The sequence below is a fragment of the Marilutibacter chinensis genome (genome assembly GCF_021725675.1).
GTDB lineage: Bacteria > Pseudomonadota > Gammaproteobacteria > Xanthomonadales > Xanthomonadaceae > Marilutibacter > Marilutibacter chinensis.
In genome coordinates, this window is the sequence record NZ_JAKJPO010000004.1 from 230,807 (window position 1) to 251,501 (window position 20,695).

Sequence of the window (20,695 nt, forward strand, 5' to 3'; positions counted from 1 at the left end):
GCTCCATGGCCGTGGGCGCATGCGCTCAGGCGTCCGGGCGCCAGCGCAGGCTCAGCAGCCACTGGCGGCCAGGCTGGTTGTAGAAGGTCGCGGTCTCGTACTGCTTGTCGAACACGTTGTCGACCGACAGCCGCAGCTGCCAGTCCGGCGACAGCACATAGCCGACGCGCAGGTCGGCCAGCCCGTAGCCGCCCATCCGGCGCGTGTTGGCGAGATTGTCGTGGCGCTCGCCGGCGCCGCTGATCGAGGCGCCCAGGCTGAGGGCGCCGAAGCGGCGATCCAGGTCGACGCGGCCGCTGCGCTTCGCGCGTCGCGGCAGCACATTGCCCGGATAGCCGGACGCGTCGGCGTCGTTCTCGGGATCGAGCAGGGTCGCGGTCGCGGCCAGCTCCCAGCCGGCCACGGTCGTGCCGATCACCGCCTCCACGCCACGGATGCGCGCGCGATCGATGTTGTTGGGACCGCCGAACGGACCCAGATCGGCGTCGTAGGCGATCATGTCGTCGATGCGCGTCTGGTAGGCATCGATCGACCAGCGGCCCCAGCCGTGCTCGCCGCGCAGGCCGATCTCGCCGCTGCGCGAGGTCTCCGGCCCCAGCGCCGGGTTGCCGTAGCCGGGGAAATAGAGTTCGTTGAAGGTCGGTGCCTTGAACGCGGTGCCGACGCTGGCGGTCAGCCTCAACGCATCGGTGAAGTCCCAGCCCCACAACAGGCTGCCGGTGGTCCTGCCGCCGAACTGTTCGTTGTCGTCGCGGCGCACGCTGGCCTGCAGGGACTGCGCACCGAACGCCTGCTGCCACTGCGCGAACGCGCCGCGGTTGATCCGCGAGTCGAGCGCGTAGTCGGTGGTGCCCTCGACCTCGTCGCGCTGCCAGTCGAAGCCGAGCGTAAGCAGACCGTCGCCGATCCCGATGTCGGCCTGCAGCCCGGCCAGCTGGCGGCGGGTGTCGAAGCGCGAGTAGAACGCACCGTCGAAGTAGTTGTCGCTCAGGTCGGCGCTGGTACCGGCGCTGGCGGTGAGCCTGAAGCCCGGTCCGGCGACGTAGCGCAGCTGTCCGCCGACGACCTGCTGGACCGTGTCGGCCTCGCTGGCCGGGCCGCCGTCGTACTCGTTGCGGCCCTCGGAACGGAACACCCGCACATCGCCGTCCCAGCGCTCGCCGAAACGGTGGCCGCCCTGCACGCTCAGCGAGCTGTTGCGGTAGCCGTCGCGATCGGGATCGAAATTGCGGGTGCCGCGGTAGGCGTTGATGCCTTCGGTGCTCTCGTGCGCCGCCTGCACCGAGTACCAGCCGTCAGCGCCCCGCCCGGCCACGCCCGCCGACGCGCGCCAGGTGCCCTCGCTGCCGGACGCCGCCATCGCGTTGGGCTCGAACGGTCCGCGCGGGCGCCGGGTGAATATCTGCACGACGCCGCCCAGTGCCTCCGAGCCATACAGGCTGGAGAACGGACCACGCACGATCTCGATGCGCTCGATCTGCTCGACCGGGATGTCCTGCAGCGCGGCGCCGCCACTGGTCGCCGAACCGATGCGGACGCCGTCGACCAGCACCAGCACGTGGTCGGACTCGGTCCCGCGCAGGAACAGCGAGGTCGACTTGCCGGGCCCGCCGTTGTTCGCCAGCGAGATGCCGGCGCGGCCGCGCAGCAGGTCCGGCAACGACGGCGGCTGCAGGCGCTCGATCTCGACGCGATCGATCACCGTCACCGTGGCCAGGGTCTGGTCCTGGGTCCGGGCGGTGCGGGTGGCGGTGACAACGACGCCCTCCAGGTCGGCGGCGACGCCTTCAGCCAGGGCCGGAGCGACGGGGAAAAGAACCGGGAAAAGCGTCGTCGCCAGAACGGCACGACAGAACACGACGGTACGGCTATGCACACGGACTCCTTCACCGCGCCTGCCCGCGCGGATGGCATGGGAACGGACAGACGGAAGGAGGGTTCGAGTCGGCGCGCCACAAGCGCGCAGCCCGTGACATCGCCCACCGCATGTCGGGTCATGCCTGGGGCCGGTCTCCGGGCTCGCGAGCGGAGCGGGCGATGCGACATCGCCGGCTCCCGGTCCGCGCCTTCCCATGCATCAAGCACAGTGGCCGTGTGCGGACCTTGTCTCGCCTACCGTTGCGGGGGCAGCTCCGGAATTGCCGGTCGTATCCACGGACGTGTGGAGCTCGACCCGGCGCACCGGATTCCCGTTTCAACCGCCGTCCCGGTCGGGGCGGCGGTCACCTCAGGCGGGCGCCAGTCTAGCAGCAAGCCGGGGCCATCCCGCCATGCGAAAGCGCATGGCCGCAGAAGCGGGTGGGATGAGCGCGCAGCGCCGGACATGCGAACGACCCGGGCAGACAGGATGGCCCGGACCACGGATCCAGTCCCTTGATGGCTTTATCCGTGTCGATCCGCGCCAATCCGCGGCTGAAGGGTCGCTCTTGCAGAACTACGCCTTGCGGAACACCAGCTGGCCGCCCTCGGCATCGGCGACGACGGTGTCGCCGGCGACGAACTCGCCGGCCAGGATCCGCTGCGCCAGCGGGTTCTCCAGTTGCTGCTGGATCGCGCGCTTGAGCGGACGGGCACCGTAGACCGGATCGAAGCCGACGTTGCCGAGCAGCGCGATCGCGTTGTCGGTCAGCTGAAGCTTCAGGCCGCGCTCGGCCAGGCGCCTGTCGAGTCCGGCGAGCTGGATCTTCGCGATCTCGCGGATCTGCGCCTTGGCCAGTGGATGGAACACCACGATGTCGTCGAGCCGGTTGATGAACTCCGGGCGGAAGTGGTTCTGCACCACGCCCATCACCGCCGCCTTCATCTGCGTGTAGCCCTCCGGGGAGTCGGTATCCGACATCTCCTGGATCATCTGGCTGCCGAGGTTGGAGGTCATCACGATCACGGTGTTGCGGAAGTCGACCGTGCGACCCTGGCCGTCGGTCAGGCGGCCATCGTCCAGCACCTGCAGCAGGATGTTGAACACGTCCGGGTGCGCCTTCTCGACCTCGTCGAGCAGGATCACGCTGTACGGACGGCGGCGCACCGCCTCGGTCAGATAGCCGCCCTCCTCGTAGCCGACGTAGCCCGGGGGCGCGCCGACCAGGCGGCTGACCGCGTGCTTCTCCATGAACTCGCTCATGTCGATGCGGACCATCGCGTCGGGCGAGTCGAACAGGAACTCGGCCAGCGCCTTGCACAGCTCGGTCTTGCCGACGCCGGTCGGACCGAGGAACAGGAACGAGCCGCTGGGACGGTTCGGATCGCTCAGGCCGGCACGCGAACGGCGTACCGCGTCGGAGACGACCTTGATCGCCTCGTCCTGGCCGACCACGCGCGCATGCAGGTGCCCCTCCATCTGCAGCAGCTTCTCGCGCTCGCCCTCGAGCATCTTCGACACCGGGATGCCGGTCCAGCGCGAGACCACTTCGGCGATCTCCTCGGCGGTGACCTTGTCCTGCAGCAGGGTGAAGCCCTGCCTTTCGGCTTCCTGCGCCGCCTGCAGCTGCTTCTCCAGCTCCGGCAGGGTGCCGTACTGGATCTCGCTCATGCGTCCGAAATCCTGCTTGCGCTGCGCCGCCTCCAGTTCGAGCTTGGCCGTCTCGATCTGCTCCTTGATCTTCGTCGCGCCCTGCAGGGTCGCCTTCTCGGCCTTCCAGACCTCCTCCAGGTCGTTGAACTCGCGCTCCAGCGTGGCGATCTCGGCCTCCAGGTCGGCCAGACGCTGCTTCGAGGCCTCGTCCTTCTCCTTCTTCAGCGCCTCGCGCTGGATCTTCAGCTGGATCAGCCGGCGCTCCTTGCGGTCCAGTTCCTCGGGCTTGGAGTCGATCTCCATGCGGATGCGGCTGGCGGCTTCGTCCATCAGGTCGATCGCCTTGTCCGGCAGCTGGCGGTCGGCGATGTAACGGTTGCTCAGCGTCGCCGCGGCGACGATCGCCGGATCGGTGATCTCCACACCGTGGTGGACCGCGTACTTCTCCTTCAGTCCGCGCAGGATCGCGATGGTGTCCTCCACGCTCGGCTCACCGACGAACACCTTCTGGAAACGGCGCTCCAGTGCGGCATCCTTCTCGACGTACTTGCGATACTCGTCGAGCGTGGTCGCGCCGATGCAGTGCAGTTCGCCCCGCGCCAGCGCCGGCTTGAGCATGTTGCCGGCGTCCATCGCGCCCTCGGCCTTGCCGGCGCCGACCATCGTGTGCAGTTCGTCGATGAACAGGATCACCTGGCCCTCGTTCTTCGACAGGTCGTTGAGCACGCCCTTCAGGCGCTCCTCGAACTCGCCGCGGAACTTGGCGCCGGCGATCAGCGCGCCCATGTCGAGCGCGAGCACGCGCTTGCCGCGCAGCCCTTCCGGCACCTCGCCGTTGACGATGCGCTGGGCCAGGCCCTCGACGATCGCGGTCTTGCCGACGCCGGGCTCGCCGATCAGCACCGGGTTGTTCTTGGTCCGGCGCTGCAGCACCTGCACGGTGCGGCGGATCTCCTCGTCACGGCCGATCACCGGGTCGAGCTTGCCGGACTCGGCGCGCGCGGTCAGGTCGATGCAGTACTTCTCCAGCGCCTGCCGCTGGTCCTCGGCGTTCTCCGATTGCACCGATTCGCCGCCGCGGGCCTTGTCGATCGCCGCTTCCAGCTTGCCCTTGTCCGCACCCGCGGCCTTGAGCAGCTTGCCGGCCTCGGTATTGCCGTCGAGTGCGGCGAGCAGGAACAGCTCCGATGCGATGAAGGCGTCGCCGCGCTGCTGGGCGAGCTTGTCGGTGACGTTGAGCAGGCGCGCCAGGTCGTTGCCGACGGAGACGTTGCCTTCCTGCCCGCTCACCTTCGGCAGCTTGTCCAGCGCCTCGCCGAGCCGCTCGCGCAGCAACGGCACGTTGACCCCGGCCTGCGCCAGCAGCGGCCGGGTACCGCCGCCCTGCTGGTCGATCAACGCGGCGAGCAGGTGCACCGGTTCGATCACGTTGTGGTCGCGCCCGACCGCCAGCGACTGCGCGTCGGCGATCGCCTGCTGGAAGCGCGATGTCAGCTTGTCCATCCGCATGGAGAACCTCTTGGAATCAGGGGCGGCGATCGTTGCCGCGATGCGACGGACATGCGGCCGGACGAAGGCGATTCAAGCGGGGTTCAAGGATGCGGCAGGCGCTGTTCAGGGATCGTGACCGTTGACGGCGGCGGTCCCGGGATCGTCGGAATGCACGCCGTGGATGAGCCGGCCGCCAGCGCGGCAGCATCGTGCGGCCCGTGCCGGCCGGGACGCCGGATGGCGACGGCACGCCTGGCCGTCCCCCGCGGCACGCGCGGGCAATACGGCAAAAAAGCAGCGGCCTACAGGGGGTGGAGCTTGCCCCGTCCTCCAGGCCTGGGCCGCGACCGCCCGGCTCTCGCTACCATGCACGCATGCGCATCCTCATCCTGGGCGGCTATGGCCAGTTCGGCGGTCGCATCAGCCGCACGCTGGCCGCCGACGACCGCTTCGACATCCTCGTCGCCGGACGCGACATCGAACGTGCCCGAACCTTCATCGACACCAGCGGCGCAGGCCGGCGTGCGATGCGTCCACTGCGACTGGATGCCGGCGACGCTGCAGCGCTCGCGCGGTCGTTCGAACAGTCGCGCCCGGATCTCGTCATCCATACCGCCGGTCCGTTCCAGGAGCAGAACTGCACGCCAGATGGCTACCGGGTCGCCCGCGCGGCCCTGCAGGCCGGCGCGCACTATGTCGACCTGGCCGACGCGCGCGGCTTCGTCGCCGGTTTCGATTCGCTGGACGCCGAGGCGAAGGCCGCCGGTCGCCGCGCCATCAGCGGTGCCAGCAGCGTGCCCGGCCTGAGCGCGGCGGTGATCGAGGCCCACCTGCACCGCTTCACCCGCCTGGATGCGGTGGAAGCCGGCATCTCCCCGGGCAACCGCACCCCACGCGGACTGGCGACCACCCGCGCGATCCTCGGCTACGTCGGCCGCCCCTATCCGGTCCTGCTGGATGGCGAACGCCGGCGGGTCCACGGCTGGCAATCGCTGCGCAGACTGCAGTGGCCCGGCGTCGGCCCGCGCTGGTTCGCGCGTTGCGAGGTGCCCGACCTGGACGTGCTGCCGGCGCGTTACCCGACGCTGAAGCACTGCGACTTCCGCGCCGGCCTGGAGCTGCGGCGGATGCATTTCGGCCTGTGGCTGGGCAGCTGGGCGGTACGCCTCCGGCTCGTGCCCAGCCTGCAGCCATGGGCGCGCTTGCTGCTGCGCCTGAGCGAGCAATGGCTCGACACGGGTTCCGACGTCGGCCTGATGCACGTCGACATGCACGGCGTCGGCGCGGGCGGCGAACCGCTGGCGCTGCGCTGGCAGATGATCCTGCGCGACGGCGATGGTCCGCAGGTGCCCTGCACCGCCGCCGTCGTGCTGGCGCGGAAGCTGGCGCGGGGCGAACTGCCGGGCGCGGGCGCCGGCCCCTGCCTGGACCTGTTCACGCTCGAGGAATATCTGTCGGCGCTGCACGGATTCGCGGTCGATACCCGGACCGTGGTGCTCGGGCATCAGGCGGGCTCGAGCCAGCCCTCGTAGCGGACCAGCTGCCCGATCAGGGGCAGTCGCGCCTCGACCAGGAACTGGTAACGGCCTTCGTGCTCGCGTTCGCGGCACTGCACGCCGGAGAACAGTCGAGCCGGCAGCGGCAGCACGCCCAGCAGCCGCACGCGTTCGACGTTCCAGAAGATCGTGCCGTCCCACGCATGCAGGGCGAAGCGGAACTGCACCAGCCCCAGCCGCTCGCACAGCAGGCCATCGCGGCAGTACAGCCTGGAGACCATCTTCCTTCCGGCGAAGTCGCGGTGCCAGATCTCGCGTTTCCCGTCTGCGACGAACTCGATCCGCACCGGCACGTCATGCATCGTCGGCGGCAGACGGGTCGCGACCGCGCACAACCAGGCCAGCGGATTGCGACCGCGCTCGATCGTCGCCCGCCCCGCCCAGACGCCGCGCCCGCGGATGCCATGCAGCGCGCGCAATGAATCGGGCAGGTTGAAGAATGGTGCGCGCAGCACCTGCTGGAATACGGTCGGATGCATCCGGATGCCCCTTGGCCTGCGTGTTTCGCCACCGCCTCCGCCGGCTCCGGAATGCTTCCCGGCAGGTGCCCGCCCGGCGGAGCAGGCGCCCCGCGCGAAGCATAGCGGCCGGACGCATGCCGGACCCGGATCAGGCTCCCGCTTTGCCCCTCTGCAGCGACAGCAGGCCGAGCATCGTCGCCAGCACCGCGTAGCCGGCCGCGAACTGCCAGGCGATGGAGCGCGCGACGCCCTCCAGCGAGCCCGGCAGGTAGACGCCACCCTGCGGATGCACCGAGTGGATCACCCCGAACAGCGTCAGCACCGAGGCCAGCAGCCACCAGGCCGCCGATTGCCGGAAGCGGCTCTCGACCATCGCCACCAGCGCCGAGGCCCACAGCATCGCCGTGATGATGAAACCGTTGCCGAGCACGACGATCGTCGCCAGCTCCGGCAGGCCGCTGCCCTCGCCGTGCGCGTACAGCTCGGCGAAACGGGCCGGATCGATCCACGCCGGATTGCCGAGCTTGATCACCAGCAGGTAGGCGATCGCCGGCAGGAACGCCAGCGCCACCGCCAGCGCATGCTCGCGGCGCGTGCTCTGGAAGGCCTGCACGGTGATGTCGAGGCCGACGTAGACGATGATCGGCGCCAGCACCGCCAGCGGCAGCCACTGCACCAGCCCGGACACGATGCCGAGCATGCCGCCGATGCCGACGAACAGCCCGGCCAGCAGGGTGTAGCCCGAGCGTGCGCCCATGTGCTTGTAGGCGGGCTGGCCGATGTAGGGCGTGGTCTGGGCGACGCCGCCGCAGAAGCCGGCGACCAGGGTCGAGACCGCCTCGGCCAGCAGCACGTCGCGGGTGCGGTAGTCGTCGCCGGCGGCGCGTGCGCTCTCCGCGACGTTGATGCCGCCGACCACCATCAGCAGGCCGAAAGGCAGCAGCAGCGACAGGTAGGGCAAGGTGTACGGCAGGCCGTCGACGAAACCGAGCGTCGGCCACGGCGGGGTCAGCGCCAGCGGCAGCGCGTCGGGGATACGGAATCCCGGCGCACCGAGTCCGGCCAGGCCGAGTCCGTAGTACAGCGCGGTGCCGACGATGAAGGCCAGCAGCACGCCGGGGATCCGCACCGGCAGCGGCCCGCGCGCGACCAGCACGTACAGCAGCAGGCCGAAGGTGGCGAAGCCGACCACCGGCGCGCGCAGTGTTTCGATCAGCGGCAGGAAGCCCAGCAGCATCAACGCCGCGCCGCCGATCGAACCGAGCAGGGCCGCACGCGGCACCAGCCGGGTGATCGCGTCGCCGGCGAACGACAGCACCAGCTTCAACGTACCCATCACCATCAGCGAGGCCATGCCCAGCTGCCAGGTCGCGGTCGCCGCGGAGGCCTCGTCCAGGCCCTGCGCCTTGAACTGTACGAACGCCGGCCCAAGCACCAGCAGGGCCATGCCGATGCTGGTCGGCGCATCCAGGCCCAGCGGCATCGCGGTCACGTCGTCGCGGCCACTGCGCGCGGCCAGCCGGCGCGCCATCGCGGTATAGATCAGGTTGCCGACAAGCACACCGAACGCGGTGCCGGGGAACATCCGGGTGAACACGACCTCGGCCGGGAAGCCGAAGATCCCGACCAGCGCTGCGGCGATGAAGCCGAGAATCGACAGGTTGTCGACGACCAGGCCGAAGAAGCCGTTGAGATCGCCGGCAACGAACCAGCGCGGTCTAGCGTTGTGCATGGGCGGACGGGGGTTGGATTACGGCTGACGATCGTAGCCGGGTTTGCCCTGCCCCGGGCCGGCCAGTCCGCGGAAGGCGCCAGGCCAGGCCCTTCGCATGCGATGCCACTGAGACATGTGCGGGAGCCCGGAAGTCGCGCGGCAGCGACGGGATCACGCGCCTGCGGCTTCGATCCAGATCAGCGAAGCCATGCGACCGGTGCGACGGTCGCGGCGATGCGAGAAGAAGCGCTCCGGGTCGGAAATCGTGCACAGGCCACCGCCGTGGATGCGGGATACGGCCAGCCCGGCGGCCTGCAGACGCCGCCGCGCGAGCCGGTAGAGATCGACGCGCCAGTGTCGCTCGCGGGTATCCGTGAACGCGGCAGCGTCGGCCCGTTCGCGCGAGACGAAGGCATCACGCACGTCGACGCCGACTTCGTAGGCCTGCGGCCCCGCCGCCGGGCCCAGCCAGGCCAGCAGCCGCGCGGGCGGCGTGCGCATCGCCGCGACGGTGGCCTCGAGCACGCCTTCGGCCAGACCACGCCAGCCGGCATGCGCGCCGGCGACCTCGCTGCCGTCGTCGGCGCAGAACAGGACCGGCAGGCAGTCGGCGGTCTGGATCGCCAGCACCACGCCGGCTTCGGAGGTGACCGCGGCGTCGGCCTCGGGCTCGCCGGCACCATCGCTCCAGTCGTAACCGGCTTGCGGCAGCGGAGACAGAAACCCCGCGCCCGCTTCCCGAGTCCCTCTGTCGCGCACGGGAGAAGGCCTGGGGTGAGAGCCACCCGCGAACCGCACCACTTCCACCCCATGCACCTGCCGCAGCCAGCGCGGCGCCGACGGCAACCCGGCCAGCTCGGCCAGCGCAGCGCGGTTCGCCAGCGCATGCGCCGGTTCGTCGCCACAGCGCGACCCGAGATTGAAGCGGTCGAACGGTGGCGGCGAGACGCCGGCGCCATGCCGCAGCGTAGTGAGGGCGCGGACGCCCGGCGGTGCCGGCCAGTCGGCATCGAGCCACGGCAACGGCGACGGCGCCGACGCGTTCACCTCAACGCCCGGCCTCCGCGGCGGCGCGGCTGTCGTCCTGCAGTGCCCTGACCAGCGCCTGCATGTCGTCCGGCATCGGCGCGCTGCATCGGACCGGCTGACCGCCGACCGGGTGCGCGAACTCCAGCGTCTCCGCATGCAGGGCCTGGCGACGGAACCCGCGCAGCGCCTCGACCAGCTCCGGGGTCGCGCCCTTCGGTAGCTTCAGCGGACCGCCGTACATCGGATCGCCGACGATCGGATACTTGATGTGGGCCATGTGCACCCGGATCTGGTGGGTGCGGCCGGTCTCCAACCGGCATTCGACCAGGGTATGGGCGCGGAAGCGCTCGCGCAGCCGGTAGTGGGTGACCGCCTCGCGGCCGTCCTCGCGCACAGCCATGCGGACGCGGTCGCGCGGATGGCGGTCGATCGGCGCGTCGGCGGTGCCGCCGGCCACCATCGCCCCGACCACCACCGCCAGGTACTGGCGATGCACCTCGCGCGAGGACAGTTGCGCGATCAGCGCGGTGTGCGCGACCAGGGTGCGGGCGACCACCATCACGCCCGAGGTGTCCTTGTCCAGGCGGTGGACGATGCCGGCGCGCGGCAGCCTGTCGAGCCCCGGGTCATGGTGCAGCAGGGCATTGACCAGGGTGCCGGCCGGGTTGCCCGCCCCCGGGTGCACGACCAGGCCCGGCGGCTTGTCGATCACGATGACGTGTTCGTCCTCGTACAGCACGGCGAGCGGAATGTCCTCCGGCGCCGATCGGGTCTGGACCTCCTCGATCACGTTCAGGGTGACCGTCTCGCCACCGCGCACGGCATCGCGCGGGCGCGCCTCGCGGCCGTCGAGACGGGCGTCGCCGGACTTGATCCACGCCGCCAGCCGCGAGCGCGAATAGTCCGGGAACAGTTCCGCCAGAACCGCATCGAAACGGCGCCCGGCAGCGCTGTCGGGAACGGTGGCGGTCAGCGCGGGGGCGGCATCGCTCATGGCAAACGGGGTCTCGGCCGGAATCTGTCAACGCTGTCGGGGCACCGCGCCGGGTCTGGGCCGTGCGGAGCCGTAAGAACGGAGAAGTGTATGTCGATACGCGACCCGGCGATAACGCCGGGCCTTGCGGCCCCAGACCCCGGCATCGATTAAGGCCACGTTGGCCCGTACTGCTATTATCGGCAGTTCGTGCCCCCGGCGCCCGTCGAAGCCTGCCATGACCCCAAGCTCCACCCCCGGCTCCCTCCTTTCCCGCCCCCTGCCCCGGATCGCCGCGCTGCTGGTGATGGCCGCGTTGCTGGCGACCGGCTGCTCCCGCTTCAAGGACAAGGACAGCGACGAAGGCCAGCCGGTCGAGGCCCTGTACGAAAAGGCCAGCAAGTCGATGCGCAACGGCAACTGGGCGTCGGCGGAAACCACGTTCAAGCGGCTGGTCGCGCAGTATCCGTACGGCCCGTACACCGAACAGGCCCTGATCGAAACCGCCTATGCCCAGTACAAGGCGGGCAAGCACGACGACGCGGTCAGCAGCATCGACCGCTTCCTGCGCACCTACCCGACCCATCGCAACGCGGCTTACATGTACTACCTGCGCGGGCTGGCGAACTCCAGCCGCGATGCGGTGTTCCTGCAGCGGGTCTGGCGCCTGGATGCCAGCCGTCGCGACCTGGACACCCCGCGCCAGGCCTACAACGACTTCCGGCTGGTGGTCGAGCGTTACCCGAACAGCCGTTATGCCGCCGACGCGCAGGCACGGATGAACGACCTGCGCGACACCTTCGCCCGCCATGAGATGGACGTCGCCCTGTACTATCTGCGTCGCACCGCCTACGTCGCCGCGGCCAACCGGGCGACCGCGCTGATGGAGACCTATCCGGGCAGCAAGTACCAGAACGACGCGGTCGCCACGCTGGTCGCCGCCTACGAAGGCCTCGGCAACGAGGCGCTGGCCTCCAGCGCGCGCGCGACCCTGCAGCAGCAGGCTCCCGACCATCCCTACCTGACGGGCGACTGGCCGGACTACCCGAGCGACTGGCGCAAGCTGAATCCGTTCGCGGGCGAGAAGTCGGCCCTCGACAACATGGAAGACTGAGCACGCGGACAGACCCGGCTCTCGCGCTTCCGCCAACGAAAACGCCGCCCTCGAGGCGGCGTTTTCGTTGGCGGCGACCGCAGCGGGCCCCGGATCTCCAGACGCCCCGGGCGCGCCGCCTCAGGAACCGTAGCCGTTGGTGATCGGGTAGCGGCGTTCGCGGCTGAAGGCCCGACGCGATACCTTCGGCCCGGGCGCCGACTGGTGCCGTTTCCATTCGCTGATCCGCACCAGCCGCAGTACCTTGTCGACGGTCGCCGCATCGTAGCCGGCCGAGACGATGTCGTCGCGCGACTGTTCCTGGTCGACGTAGCGCAGCAGGATCGCATCCAGCACGTCGTACGGCGGCAACGAATCCTGGTCCTTCTGGCCTTCGCGCAGCTCGGCTGACGGTGGCCGGTCGATCACGCTCTGCGGGATCACTTCGCCACCGTGCGGCGCACTGCCGCCGACCGTGTTGCGCCAGCGCGCGAGCGCGTATACCTCGGTCTTGTACAGGTCCTTGATCGGCGCATAGCCGCCGCACATGTCGCCGTAGATGGTCGCGTAGCCGACCGCATACTCGCTCTTGTTGCCGGTGGTCAGCAGCAGTCCGCCGAACTTGTTGCTCAGCGCCATCAGCAGCGCGCCGCGCGTGCGCGACTGCAGGTTCTCCTCGGTGGTGTCGGCTGCCCGCCCCTCGAACGTGTCGGCCAGCGCATCGAGAAAACCCTGGAACGGCTTCTCGATCGGCAGCGTCATCAGCTCCACCCCGAGCGACGCGCACTGGATCGCGGCCAGATCGTTGGACAACCCGGCGGTATAGCGCGACGGCATCCGCACGGCGGTGACGTTCTCCGCCCCCAGCGCGTCCACCGCGATCGCCAGCACGACCGCCGAATCGATGCCACCCGACAGTCCCAGCCAGACCTTGCCGAAGCCGTTCTTGCGACAATAGTCCTGCACCCCGCGCACCACCGCGCGCCAGGCCAGCGCATCGCGGCTTTCGTCGCCGTCGTCCATCCACTGCACCGGCAGGAAGCTGCGGCTCTCGCGGTCGAAATCGACCACCAGCCACTGGTCGGTGAACGCAGCGGCCGCCGGATGCACGCTGCCGTCGGCGTCGGCGACGACCGACGCACCGTCGAACATCAGCGCGTCCTGTCCACCGACCACGTTGAGGTAAGCCAGGCCGACACCCGGCCCATGCGCACGGCTTTCGCGGATGCGGCGACCGATCAGCGCATCGCGGTCGGCGTGCTTGTCGCGCTCGAACGGCGAAGCATTCGGCACCAGCATCAGTTCGGCGCCGGCGGCGACCGCCTCGGACATCGGCTCGGCGAACCACAGGTCCTCGCAGATCACCATTCCGCACCGCACACCCTCGACCTCGAACACGCAGGCCTCCCCATCGGGATCCATGGTGAAGTAGCGACGTTCGTCGAATACCGCATAGTTCGGCAGCTCGCGCTTGCGGTAGGTATGGGCGACCCGGCCGTCGCGCAGCACGCTGGCGGCGTTGTAGACCACGCTGCCGGCCGCCTGCGGCCAGCCGACCACCGCGGTGATGCCATGCACCCGCGCGGCGATGCCCTCCAGCGCATCATGGCAATCGGCCAGGAAGCCCGGCCGCATCAGCAGATCCTCCGGCGGATAGCCGCTCAGCGCCAGTTCCGGGAACAGCACCACCTGGGCGCCATATTCGTCGCGCGCTTCGTCGATCATCGCGACGATGCGTTCGGCGTTTTCGCGGACCGCCCCGACCGGGAAGTCGAACTGGGCCATGGCGATGCGGAGAGTCTTGGTCATGCGGTCGATAGCCTTGTTCAGGCCGCTCTCCCGTCCGCGGAAGAGAGGCTGGGGTGAGGGCCGGCGGACACCAGCGCCGCAAGGATCACTTCAAGCACCACCTCGGTCCGCTCCAGGGCGTCATTGTTCCAGAATCTGAGCACGCGGTAGCCCTCGGCCTGCAGGAAGGCATCGCGGATGGCATCGCGCGGGTCCTCGGCATGCTGGCCTCCATCGAGTTCGACCACCAGCTCCGCCTCGATACAGGCGAAATCGGTGATGTAGGGCCCGATCGGATGCTGGCGGCGGAATTTCCACCCCATCAGGACACGATTGCGTAGGTGGCACCAGAGACGGCGCTCGGCATCAGTCATGGCTCGGCGCAACTGGCGGGCGAAATCGCGTTTCTCACCTTGGCGCATCCTTGCGCTCCTGCTTCTGGATGGGGGCAGGATCAACGAATCGCGGATCAGAAACCATAGGAAAAATCCTAAAGGCAGCCCTCACCCCAACCCCTCTCCCGCACGCGGGAGAGGGGCTATGAAAGCAGCGGCTTCGGGTTAAAGCCCCTCTCCCGCGTGCGGGAGAGGGGTTGGGGTGAGGGCGCTCTTCCTCCCCGCCTCAAACAAAAAAGGCCGCCCGAAGGCGGCCTTTCGCGATGCATCGCAATGCGAGCTTACTTCGCCAGCCGCGCCGCGATCGCCGCGCCGAGATCGCCCGGCGACTTCACCGTGGTGACACCAGCCTTCTCCATCGCCGCGAACTTGCCCTCCGCAGTGCCGGAACCGCCCGAGGCGATCGCGCCGGCATGGCCCATGCGCTTGCCCTTCGGGGCGCTGGCGCCGGCGATGAAGCCGACCACCGGCTTGGTCACGTGCCTGGCGATGTACTCGGCCGCCTCTTCCTCGGCGCTGCCGCCGATCTCGCCGACCATGATGATGCCTTCGGTCTGCGGATCGTCCTGGAACAGCTTCAGCGCATCGATGAAGTTGGTGCCGTTGATCGGATCGCCGCCGATGCCGATGCAGGTCGACTGGCCGAGGCCGACGTCGGTGGTCTGCTTGACCGCTTCATAGGTCAGCGTGCCCGAACGCGACACGATGCCGATCTTGCCCGGCTTGTGGATGTGCCCCGGCATGATGCCGATCTTGCACTCGCCGGGGGTGATCACGCCGGGACAGTTCGGCCCGACCAGGACGACGTCGTCGTGGCCCTTGAGCACGTTCTTCACGCGCAGCATGTCGAGCACCGGGATGCCCTCGGTGATGCAGACGATCACCTTGATGCCGGCCGAGGCCGCCTCGAGGATCGCATCGGCCGCGAACGGCGGCGGCACGTAGATGACCGAAGCGTCGGCGCCGGTCGCCTTCACGGCCTCGGCGACGGTGTTGAAGACCGGCAGGCCGAGGTGCTCGGTGCCGCCCTTGCCCGGGGTGACGCCGCCGACGACCTGGGTGCCGTATTCGAGCATCTGCTGGGCGTGGAAGGTGCCTTGCGAGCCGGTGAAGCCCTGCACGATCACCTTGGTGTTCTTGTTGATGAGAACGGACATTCTGGTAGTCCTTCAAAACTTTGTTGTTGACTGGCTTCGGATGCTTCGGACATCGGCGCGCCGATGTCCGCCGAGGCGTGCTTCCAGATCCCCGATCCGGCGCCTTGCGCCGGATTCGCCCCCCCTTGACCCAAGGGGGCGGGAGCACGGAAACGCCCCGGGCGATCCTCAGGCGGCGACGGCGGCGACGGCCTTCTTGGCGCCGTCGTTGATGTCGTCTGCGGGGGTGATCGCGAGGCCGGAGTTCTTCAGCAGTTCCTTGCCGGCTTCCACGTTCGTGCCTTCCAGGCGCACGATCACCGGAACCTTGACGTCGACTTCCTTGACCGCGGCGATGATGCCTTCGGCGATCATGTCGCAGCGGACGATGCCGCCGAAGATGTTGACGAAGATCGCCTTCACCTTGTCGCTCGACAGGATCAGCTTGAACGCCTCGGTCACGCGCTCCTTGGTCGCGCCGCCGCCGACGTCGAGGAAGTTCGCCGGCTCGCCGCCGTTGAGCTTGATCACGTCCATGGTCGCCATCGCCAGGCCGGCGCCGTTGACCATGCAGCCGATGTTGCCGTCCATGGTGACGTAGTTGAGGTCGTGCTGGCTGGCCAGCACCTCGGTCTCGTCTTCCTGGCGGATGTCGCGCATCGCGGCCAGGTCCTTGTGGCGGAAGGTCGCGTTGTCGTCGCTGTTGATCTTGCCGTCCAGCACGGCCAGGTCGCCGTTGGTGAGGATCGCCAGCGGGTTCAGCTCGACCAGCGCCAGGTCCTTCTCGTTGAACAGGCGGTACAGGCCCAGCATGATCTTGCTCAGCTGGCCGACCTGCTTGGCGTTCAGGCCCATCGCGAAGCCCAGCTCGCGGCACTGGTACGGCTGCAGGCCCTCCACGTAGTTCACGTTGAGAGTGTGGATCGCGTCCGGCTTCTCGGCCGCCACCTGCTCGATGTCCATGCCGCCCTCGGCGGAGGCGATGAAGGTGATCGACTGGGTGCCACGGTCGACCAGCACCGACAGGTACAGCTCCTTGGCGATGTCGGTGCCCTCGGAGATCAGCACCGAATCGATCGGCAGTTCGACGCCGGCGGTCTGGTAGGTCGCCATCTTCGCGCCGAGCATCGCCTTGGCGTACTCGCGGACTTCGTCGAAGTTCTTCGCCAGCTTGACGCCGCCGGCCTTGCCGCGGCCGCCGGCGTGGATCTGCGCCTTGACCACCCACAGGTCGCCCGGGATTTCCTTGGCGGCCGCGACGGCCTCGTCGGGAGTGCGGGCCACGCGCCCGGTCGGCACTGCGATGCCGTAGTCGGCAAAGAGCTGCTTTGCCTGGTATTCGTGAAAGTTCATGCGTCACCGAGGGGAGTTGAACAGACGTCCCACGCGGTGGCAGCCGCAGGGCGGTGCGGACGCGAGGGGGCCCGCCATTGTCGCCGATCGCGGCGTGTCGGGCAAAACCGCCCCGCCAAGGGCCCGGGCGGCTCCCGGTACCCGCAGGCAGGCCTCGCCGGCTGACCGGCGGCCCGCGGCAGACCGCTCCTGCTCCACCGCGCGGGACGAGCGGTCCTCACACGGCGGCGGCGGCGATGCCTATACTCGTCCCAGGCCACGCACCGGGGACGCAGCCTTTGCCGCTTCGAATCGCCGCCTTGCAAGTCGCCGATGCCGACAAGGCACTTCGCCGCGAACTCCATTTCTTCACCCTGTACCGCCTGCTCGAAGCGGCGATGCTGCTGCTGGTCCTGTTCGGACCGATCGCCGAGCAGCTGCCGCCGCCGCGGCACGACCTGTTCGCCCGCGCGCTGGCGATCGCCTACACCTTCGTCGCCATCCTGCTGTTCGTCTTCGGCCGCAAGGGGGACCTGCGCGTCAGCACCCTGGCCGGCATCGGCGCCGACCTGTTCTTCGGCCTGCTCGCCATCCATGCGATACCGGTCGCCGGCACCGGCATCGCCCTGATGCTGATCTTCAACGTCGGCGCGGCGGCGCTGCTGCTGCCGACCCGCTACGGCATCGGCATGGCGCTGGTGGCGGTCGCGGGCCTGATCGTCGAGCACCTGTGGACCGGCCTGATCGAGGACCAGTCCCAGCAGGGCTCGCTGGTCGAGCCATTGATGTTCGCGGTCGGCTACATGGCGATGGCCACCCTGACCAGCGTGCTGGGCCGCCAGATGCGCGCGAGCCAGGAGCTCGCCGAACGCCGCGGCGAGGAGACCGCGCACCTGGTCGAGGTCAACGAGCTGATCATCCGCCGCCTGCGCACCGGCGTACTGCTGGTCGACGGCCACAACCGGATCGGCCTCGCCAACGAGGCTGCCGGCGCCCTGCTCGGCGGCCACAGCCCGGACGAGGAGATCGTGCTGGACATCGCGATGCCGGAGCTGGCCCGCCGGCTGGGCGCCTGGCGCAACGGCGCCGCGCCGGACGAGGCGCCGCTGCAGCTGGGCCCCGATCTCCCCGAAGTGGTGCCGCGCTTCACCCGGCTGCTGGCAGGCAGCGAGCAGACGCTGATCTTCCTCGACGACACCTCGCTGGTGTCGCGTCGCGCCGAGTCGATCACCCTGGCCACCCTCGGCCGCTTCTCCGCCAGCCTCGCCCACGAGATCCGCAACCCGCTGGCGGCAATCAACTATGCGGTGCAACTGCTGGAGGAATCCGACGACATCCGGCCGGCCGATCGCCGCCTGCTGGAGATCGTGCGCCAGCAAAGCATGCGCATGAACGGCATCGTCGACAACGTTCTGGGCCTGGCCCGGCGCGAGCCCGCCAAGCCGGAGCACGTGGATCTGGCGGCGCTGACCCGCCAGTTCGTCGAGGAATACCTGGCCGGCCACCCGATCGAGAACGACACCCTCACCGCCACCGCCAGCCAGTCCCAGCCGACCGTGATGGTCGATCCGCGCCAGCTCCACCAGGTGTTGACCGTGCTCGTCCACAACGCGCTGCTCTACGGCCGCAAGCCCGGCGAACCGGCGCGGGTCACCGTCCACGTCGCCGCCGACAGCAGCGGCAAGCACCGGATCGACGTGATCGACCGCGGCCCCGGCATCCCCGAACGGGTCGCCCTGCAGCTGTTCCGGCCGTTCTTCACCACGTCCCCGCACGGCACCGGCCTTGGCCTGTACATCGCCCGGGAGCTGTGCCGGGCCAATCAGGCCACGCTCGACTACGTCGCGACACCGGGCATCGGCAGTTGCTTCCGGATCCGCTTCACCCCCGGCGTCCGCGAGCAGGCGACGCCGGCAAAGCCCGCGCAGGCCGTCGCCGGCAGACGCTGAACGGCCGGCCTCGCCGCGTTCGGGGCGGCCGTCGGGGACGCCGGATCCACGGTCCCGAGCGCGGTCGCGGCGGCGCCGATGCTTGGCCCATCGGCCGTGCATCGGCTATCGTGGCGGGCGGAGGAGAGGATGGCCGAAACACGCAGTGCACTCATAGTCGATGACGAGCGCGACATCCGCGAGCTCCTGGTGATGACCCTGGGCCGGATGGGTTTGCGCTGCGACACCGCGGCCAGCGTCGGCGAGGCGCGCAGCCAGTTGCAGCGCAACCGCTACGACCTGTGCCTGACCGACATGCGGCTGCCCGACGGCTCCGGCATCGAGATCGTCAGCGACATCAGCCAGAAGTACCCGGAAACCCCGGTCGCGATGATCACCGCGTTCGGCAACGTCGAGGCCGCGGTCGAGGCGCTGAAGGCCGGCGCCTTCGACTTCGTCGCCAAACCCGTCGACCTCAACGTGCTGCGCGACCTGGTCCGCCATGCGCTCGACCTGCAGGAGGCACGCAAAGCCGACACCGACGCGGTCGCCTCGCGGCTGTACGGGCAGTCGCCGGCGATGACCTCGCTGCGCCAGACCATCGCCAAGGTCGCCCGCAGCCAGGCCCCGGTCTACATCGCCGGCGAGTCCGGCGTCGGCAAGGAGCTGGTCGCACGCACCATCCATGCCGAGGGCGCCCGCGCCTCCGGTCCGTTCGTGCCGGTCAACTGCGGCGCGATCCCGTCCGAGCTGATGGAAAGCGAGTTCTTCGGCCACAAGAAGGGCAGCTTCACCGGCGCCCACGCCGACAAGCCCGGCCTGTTCCAGAGCGCCGACGGCGGCACCCTGTTCCTCGACGAGGTAGCCGAGCTGCCGCTGCCGATGCAGGTCAAACTGCTGCGCGCGATCCAGGAGAAGTCGGTGCGCGCGGTCGGCGCCAACAGCGAGAACCCGGTCGACGTGCGGATCCTCTCGGCCACCCACAAGGACCTGTCCAAGCTGGTCGCCGAAGGCCGCTTCCGCCAGGACCTGTACTACCGGATCAACGTCATCGAACTGCGCGTGCCTCCGCTGCGCGAGCGGCTCGACGACCTGCCGGGCCTGTCGGCCAAGATCCTCGGCCGCCTGGCCGAAGCCCAGGGCCGCCCGGTGCCGACGCTCGACGACGGCGCCGTCGAAGCGCTGCGCGAGTACCCGTTCCCCGGCAACGTGCGCGAGCTGGAGAACATCCTCGAGCGCGCGCTCGCCCTCGCCGACGGCGAACTGCTGACCGCCGAAGACCTGCACCTCCCACGCCGGGAGGAAGACAGCCGTGCCGGCGTCGATCCGCGCAACCTCGATCCGCGCGACACCGCGACCAGCGCCCTGCCCTCGTACATCGAGGAAATCGAGCGCGCCGCGATCCAGCACGCGCTGCAGGAAAACCGCTACAACAAGACCCGCACCGCCCAGGCGCTGGGGATCACCTTCCGGGCCCTGCGCTACAAGCTGAAGAAGCTCGGGATCGACTGAATCTCTCCGCCACTGGCGGGAATGGGCAGATGTGCGGGGCGGCCTGCTCACCTGTCACCTCCCGGGCACGGCGCCCGCGATGCGCGGATCGGCTCTGCCTGCCGGGGTGCTGGAGCCCGAGGCCGCCCTCGCCAAGATGTTCTCTCCCCAGAGCCTCTTCGGCCGAACACCCGCAGGGGCCTCGCGACATCTCTGCGCCATCCCGCTTTCCATATGTGCATCTATGGATGGGGGGTGGGCGCCCCTGGCCGTCAACTGCAATACGCGTACAGACGACGTATTGCCATGCCCCACGCCTGTCAGCGCGCCTCGAACACCGCGCTGGCGAGAGAAAGGGAGCGGGCGCCACCTGACCATCGGTGCGGAAGATTCCCGATCCGACCCGTACCACCGCCCTGCAGCCGCGTACCCGGCAGAGCGCCTTGTTCCCTCCAGGAGCGGGCGCAACCGTCGAGGCGACCCTGTTCAGATTCCATGGCAAACATCAGGGGCTCCCGCGAACCGGCGGCGCCTCATGAATCGAGCCGGCTGGATTCGGGCCCTCGCCCAAGTACCGCCCTCGTAAGGTCCGCCGAGTTAATCAAGCGCGGCCATGCGAGGAGTCCGCCGATGCAAGGGGACCGCAAAAGTGACAATTTTTGTCAGTTTTCCCCGCCTGCTCGCCCATTTAGGTCACAACAAAAGTGATTTTCATCACAAAAATAGGGTGATGGTGACGGGATTTAGCGTCCGTGCAGACAGAGGTGGCCGCTTGGCACGGGATGTGCGTATATATC

At 69.2% G+C, this 20,695-nt stretch carries 14 protein-coding genes and 1 riboswitch; of the genes, 4 read left to right on the top strand and 10 right to left on the bottom strand.

The genetic code is table 11. The features are described from left to right. Positions 1-25 precede the first annotated feature (25 nt). Complete coding sequence (gene btuB, locus L3V18_RS09540; protein ID WP_425493501.1) at positions 26-1,876, bottom strand: TonB-dependent vitamin B12 receptor; 1,851 nt, start codon at positions 1,874-1,876, stop codon at positions 26-28. 111 nt (positions 1,877-1,987) lie between these two features. After that, positions 1,988-2,245, bottom strand: a riboswitch (cobalamin riboswitch). A 189-nt stretch (positions 2,246-2,434) separates the two neighbouring features. Continuing rightward, positions 2,435-5,020 carry an ATP-dependent chaperone ClpB gene (clpB, locus tag L3V18_RS09545; protein WP_237054444.1) on the bottom strand — a complete coding sequence of 862 codons (2,586 nt, stop codon included), beginning with the start codon at positions 5,018-5,020 and terminating at the stop codon, positions 2,435-2,437. Positions 5,021-5,376: 356 nt separating this feature from the next. On the opposite strand from clpB, the gene L3V18_RS09550 reads away from it, so the two are divergent. Further along, positions 5,377-6,534 carry a saccharopine dehydrogenase family protein gene (locus L3V18_RS09550; RefSeq protein ID WP_237054445.1) on the top strand — a complete coding sequence of 386 codons (1,158 nt, stop codon included), beginning with the start codon at positions 5,377-5,379 and terminating at the stop codon, positions 6,532-6,534. Here the strand turns inward: L3V18_RS09550 and L3V18_RS09555 are convergent. From L3V18_RS09555 to rluD, 4 genes are all read right to left on the bottom strand, one after another. Next, positions 6,507-7,037 (bottom strand): DUF4166 domain-containing protein, encoded by a 531-nt coding sequence (locus tag L3V18_RS09555; protein WP_237054446.1) that lies wholly within the window; start codon positions 7,035-7,037, stop codon positions 6,507-6,509. The two genes, L3V18_RS09550 and L3V18_RS09555, sit on opposite strands and share 28 nt — an antisense overlap. A gap of 130 nt (positions 7,038-7,167) precedes the next feature. Then, positions 7,168-8,751 carry a SulP family inorganic anion transporter gene (locus L3V18_RS09560; protein ID WP_237054447.1) on the bottom strand — a complete coding sequence of 528 codons (1,584 nt, stop codon included), beginning with the start codon at positions 8,749-8,751 and terminating at the stop codon, positions 7,168-7,170. Between the two features lie 153 nt (positions 8,752-8,904). Next, positions 8,905-9,780: a peptidoglycan editing factor PgeF gene (gene pgeF, locus L3V18_RS09565; protein WP_237054448.1), complete on the bottom strand. Its 876-nt coding sequence runs from the start codon at positions 9,778-9,780 to the stop codon at positions 8,905-8,907. Between the two features lies 1 nt (position 9,781). Beyond that, positions 9,782-10,756 (bottom strand): 23S rRNA pseudouridine(1911/1915/1917) synthase RluD, encoded by a 975-nt coding sequence (gene rluD / locus L3V18_RS09570; RefSeq protein ID WP_237054449.1) that lies wholly within the window; start codon positions 10,754-10,756, stop codon positions 9,782-9,784. A 217-nt stretch (positions 10,757-10,973) separates the two neighbouring features. Between rluD and L3V18_RS09575 the strand changes: the two genes are divergently transcribed. Beyond that, complete coding sequence (locus L3V18_RS09575) at positions 10,974-11,849, top strand: outer membrane protein assembly factor BamD (protein ID WP_237054450.1); 876 nt, start codon at positions 10,974-10,976, stop codon at positions 11,847-11,849. A 120-nt stretch (positions 11,850-11,969) separates the two neighbouring features. Here L3V18_RS09575 and L3V18_RS09580 read toward each other — a convergent pair whose 3' ends face one another. From L3V18_RS09580 to sucC, 4 genes are all read right to left on the bottom strand, one after another. After that, the gene (locus L3V18_RS09580) at positions 11,970-13,637 is read right to left on the bottom strand and encodes an NAD+ synthase (protein ID WP_237054451.1); all 1,668 of its coding nucleotides are present in this window, start codon (positions 13,635-13,637) and stop codon (positions 11,970-11,972) included. Between the two features lie 17 nt (positions 13,638-13,654). Next, positions 13,655-14,038, bottom strand: a complete 384-nt coding sequence (locus L3V18_RS09585; RefSeq protein ID WP_237054452.1) for an endonuclease domain-containing protein — start codon at positions 14,036-14,038, stop codon at positions 13,655-13,657. A gap of 254 nt (positions 14,039-14,292) precedes the next feature. After that, positions 14,293-15,168 (bottom strand): succinate--CoA ligase subunit alpha, encoded by an 876-nt coding sequence (sucD, locus tag L3V18_RS09590; protein ID WP_237054453.1) that lies wholly within the window; start codon positions 15,166-15,168, stop codon positions 14,293-14,295. Between the two features lie 168 nt (positions 15,169-15,336). Beyond that, entirely contained in the window at positions 15,337-16,500 is a 1,164-nt protein-coding gene (gene sucC, locus L3V18_RS09595) for an ADP-forming succinate--CoA ligase subunit beta (RefSeq protein ID WP_237054454.1), read from the bottom strand. A 236-nt stretch (positions 16,501-16,736) separates the two neighbouring features. Between sucC and L3V18_RS09600 the strand changes: the two genes are divergently transcribed. Together L3V18_RS09600 and L3V18_RS09605 are read left to right on the top strand one after the other, a co-directional pair. Beyond that, positions 16,737-18,428, top strand: coding sequence for a sensor histidine kinase (locus L3V18_RS09600; protein ID WP_425493502.1), 1,692 nt, complete (start codon positions 16,737-16,739; stop codon positions 18,426-18,428). Between the two features lie 129 nt (positions 18,429-18,557). Next, positions 18,558-19,919 carry a sigma-54-dependent transcriptional regulator gene (locus L3V18_RS09605; RefSeq protein WP_237054456.1) on the top strand — a complete coding sequence of 454 codons (1,362 nt, stop codon included), beginning with the start codon at positions 18,558-18,560 and terminating at the stop codon, positions 19,917-19,919. Positions 19,920-20,695: the final 776 nt, after the last annotated feature.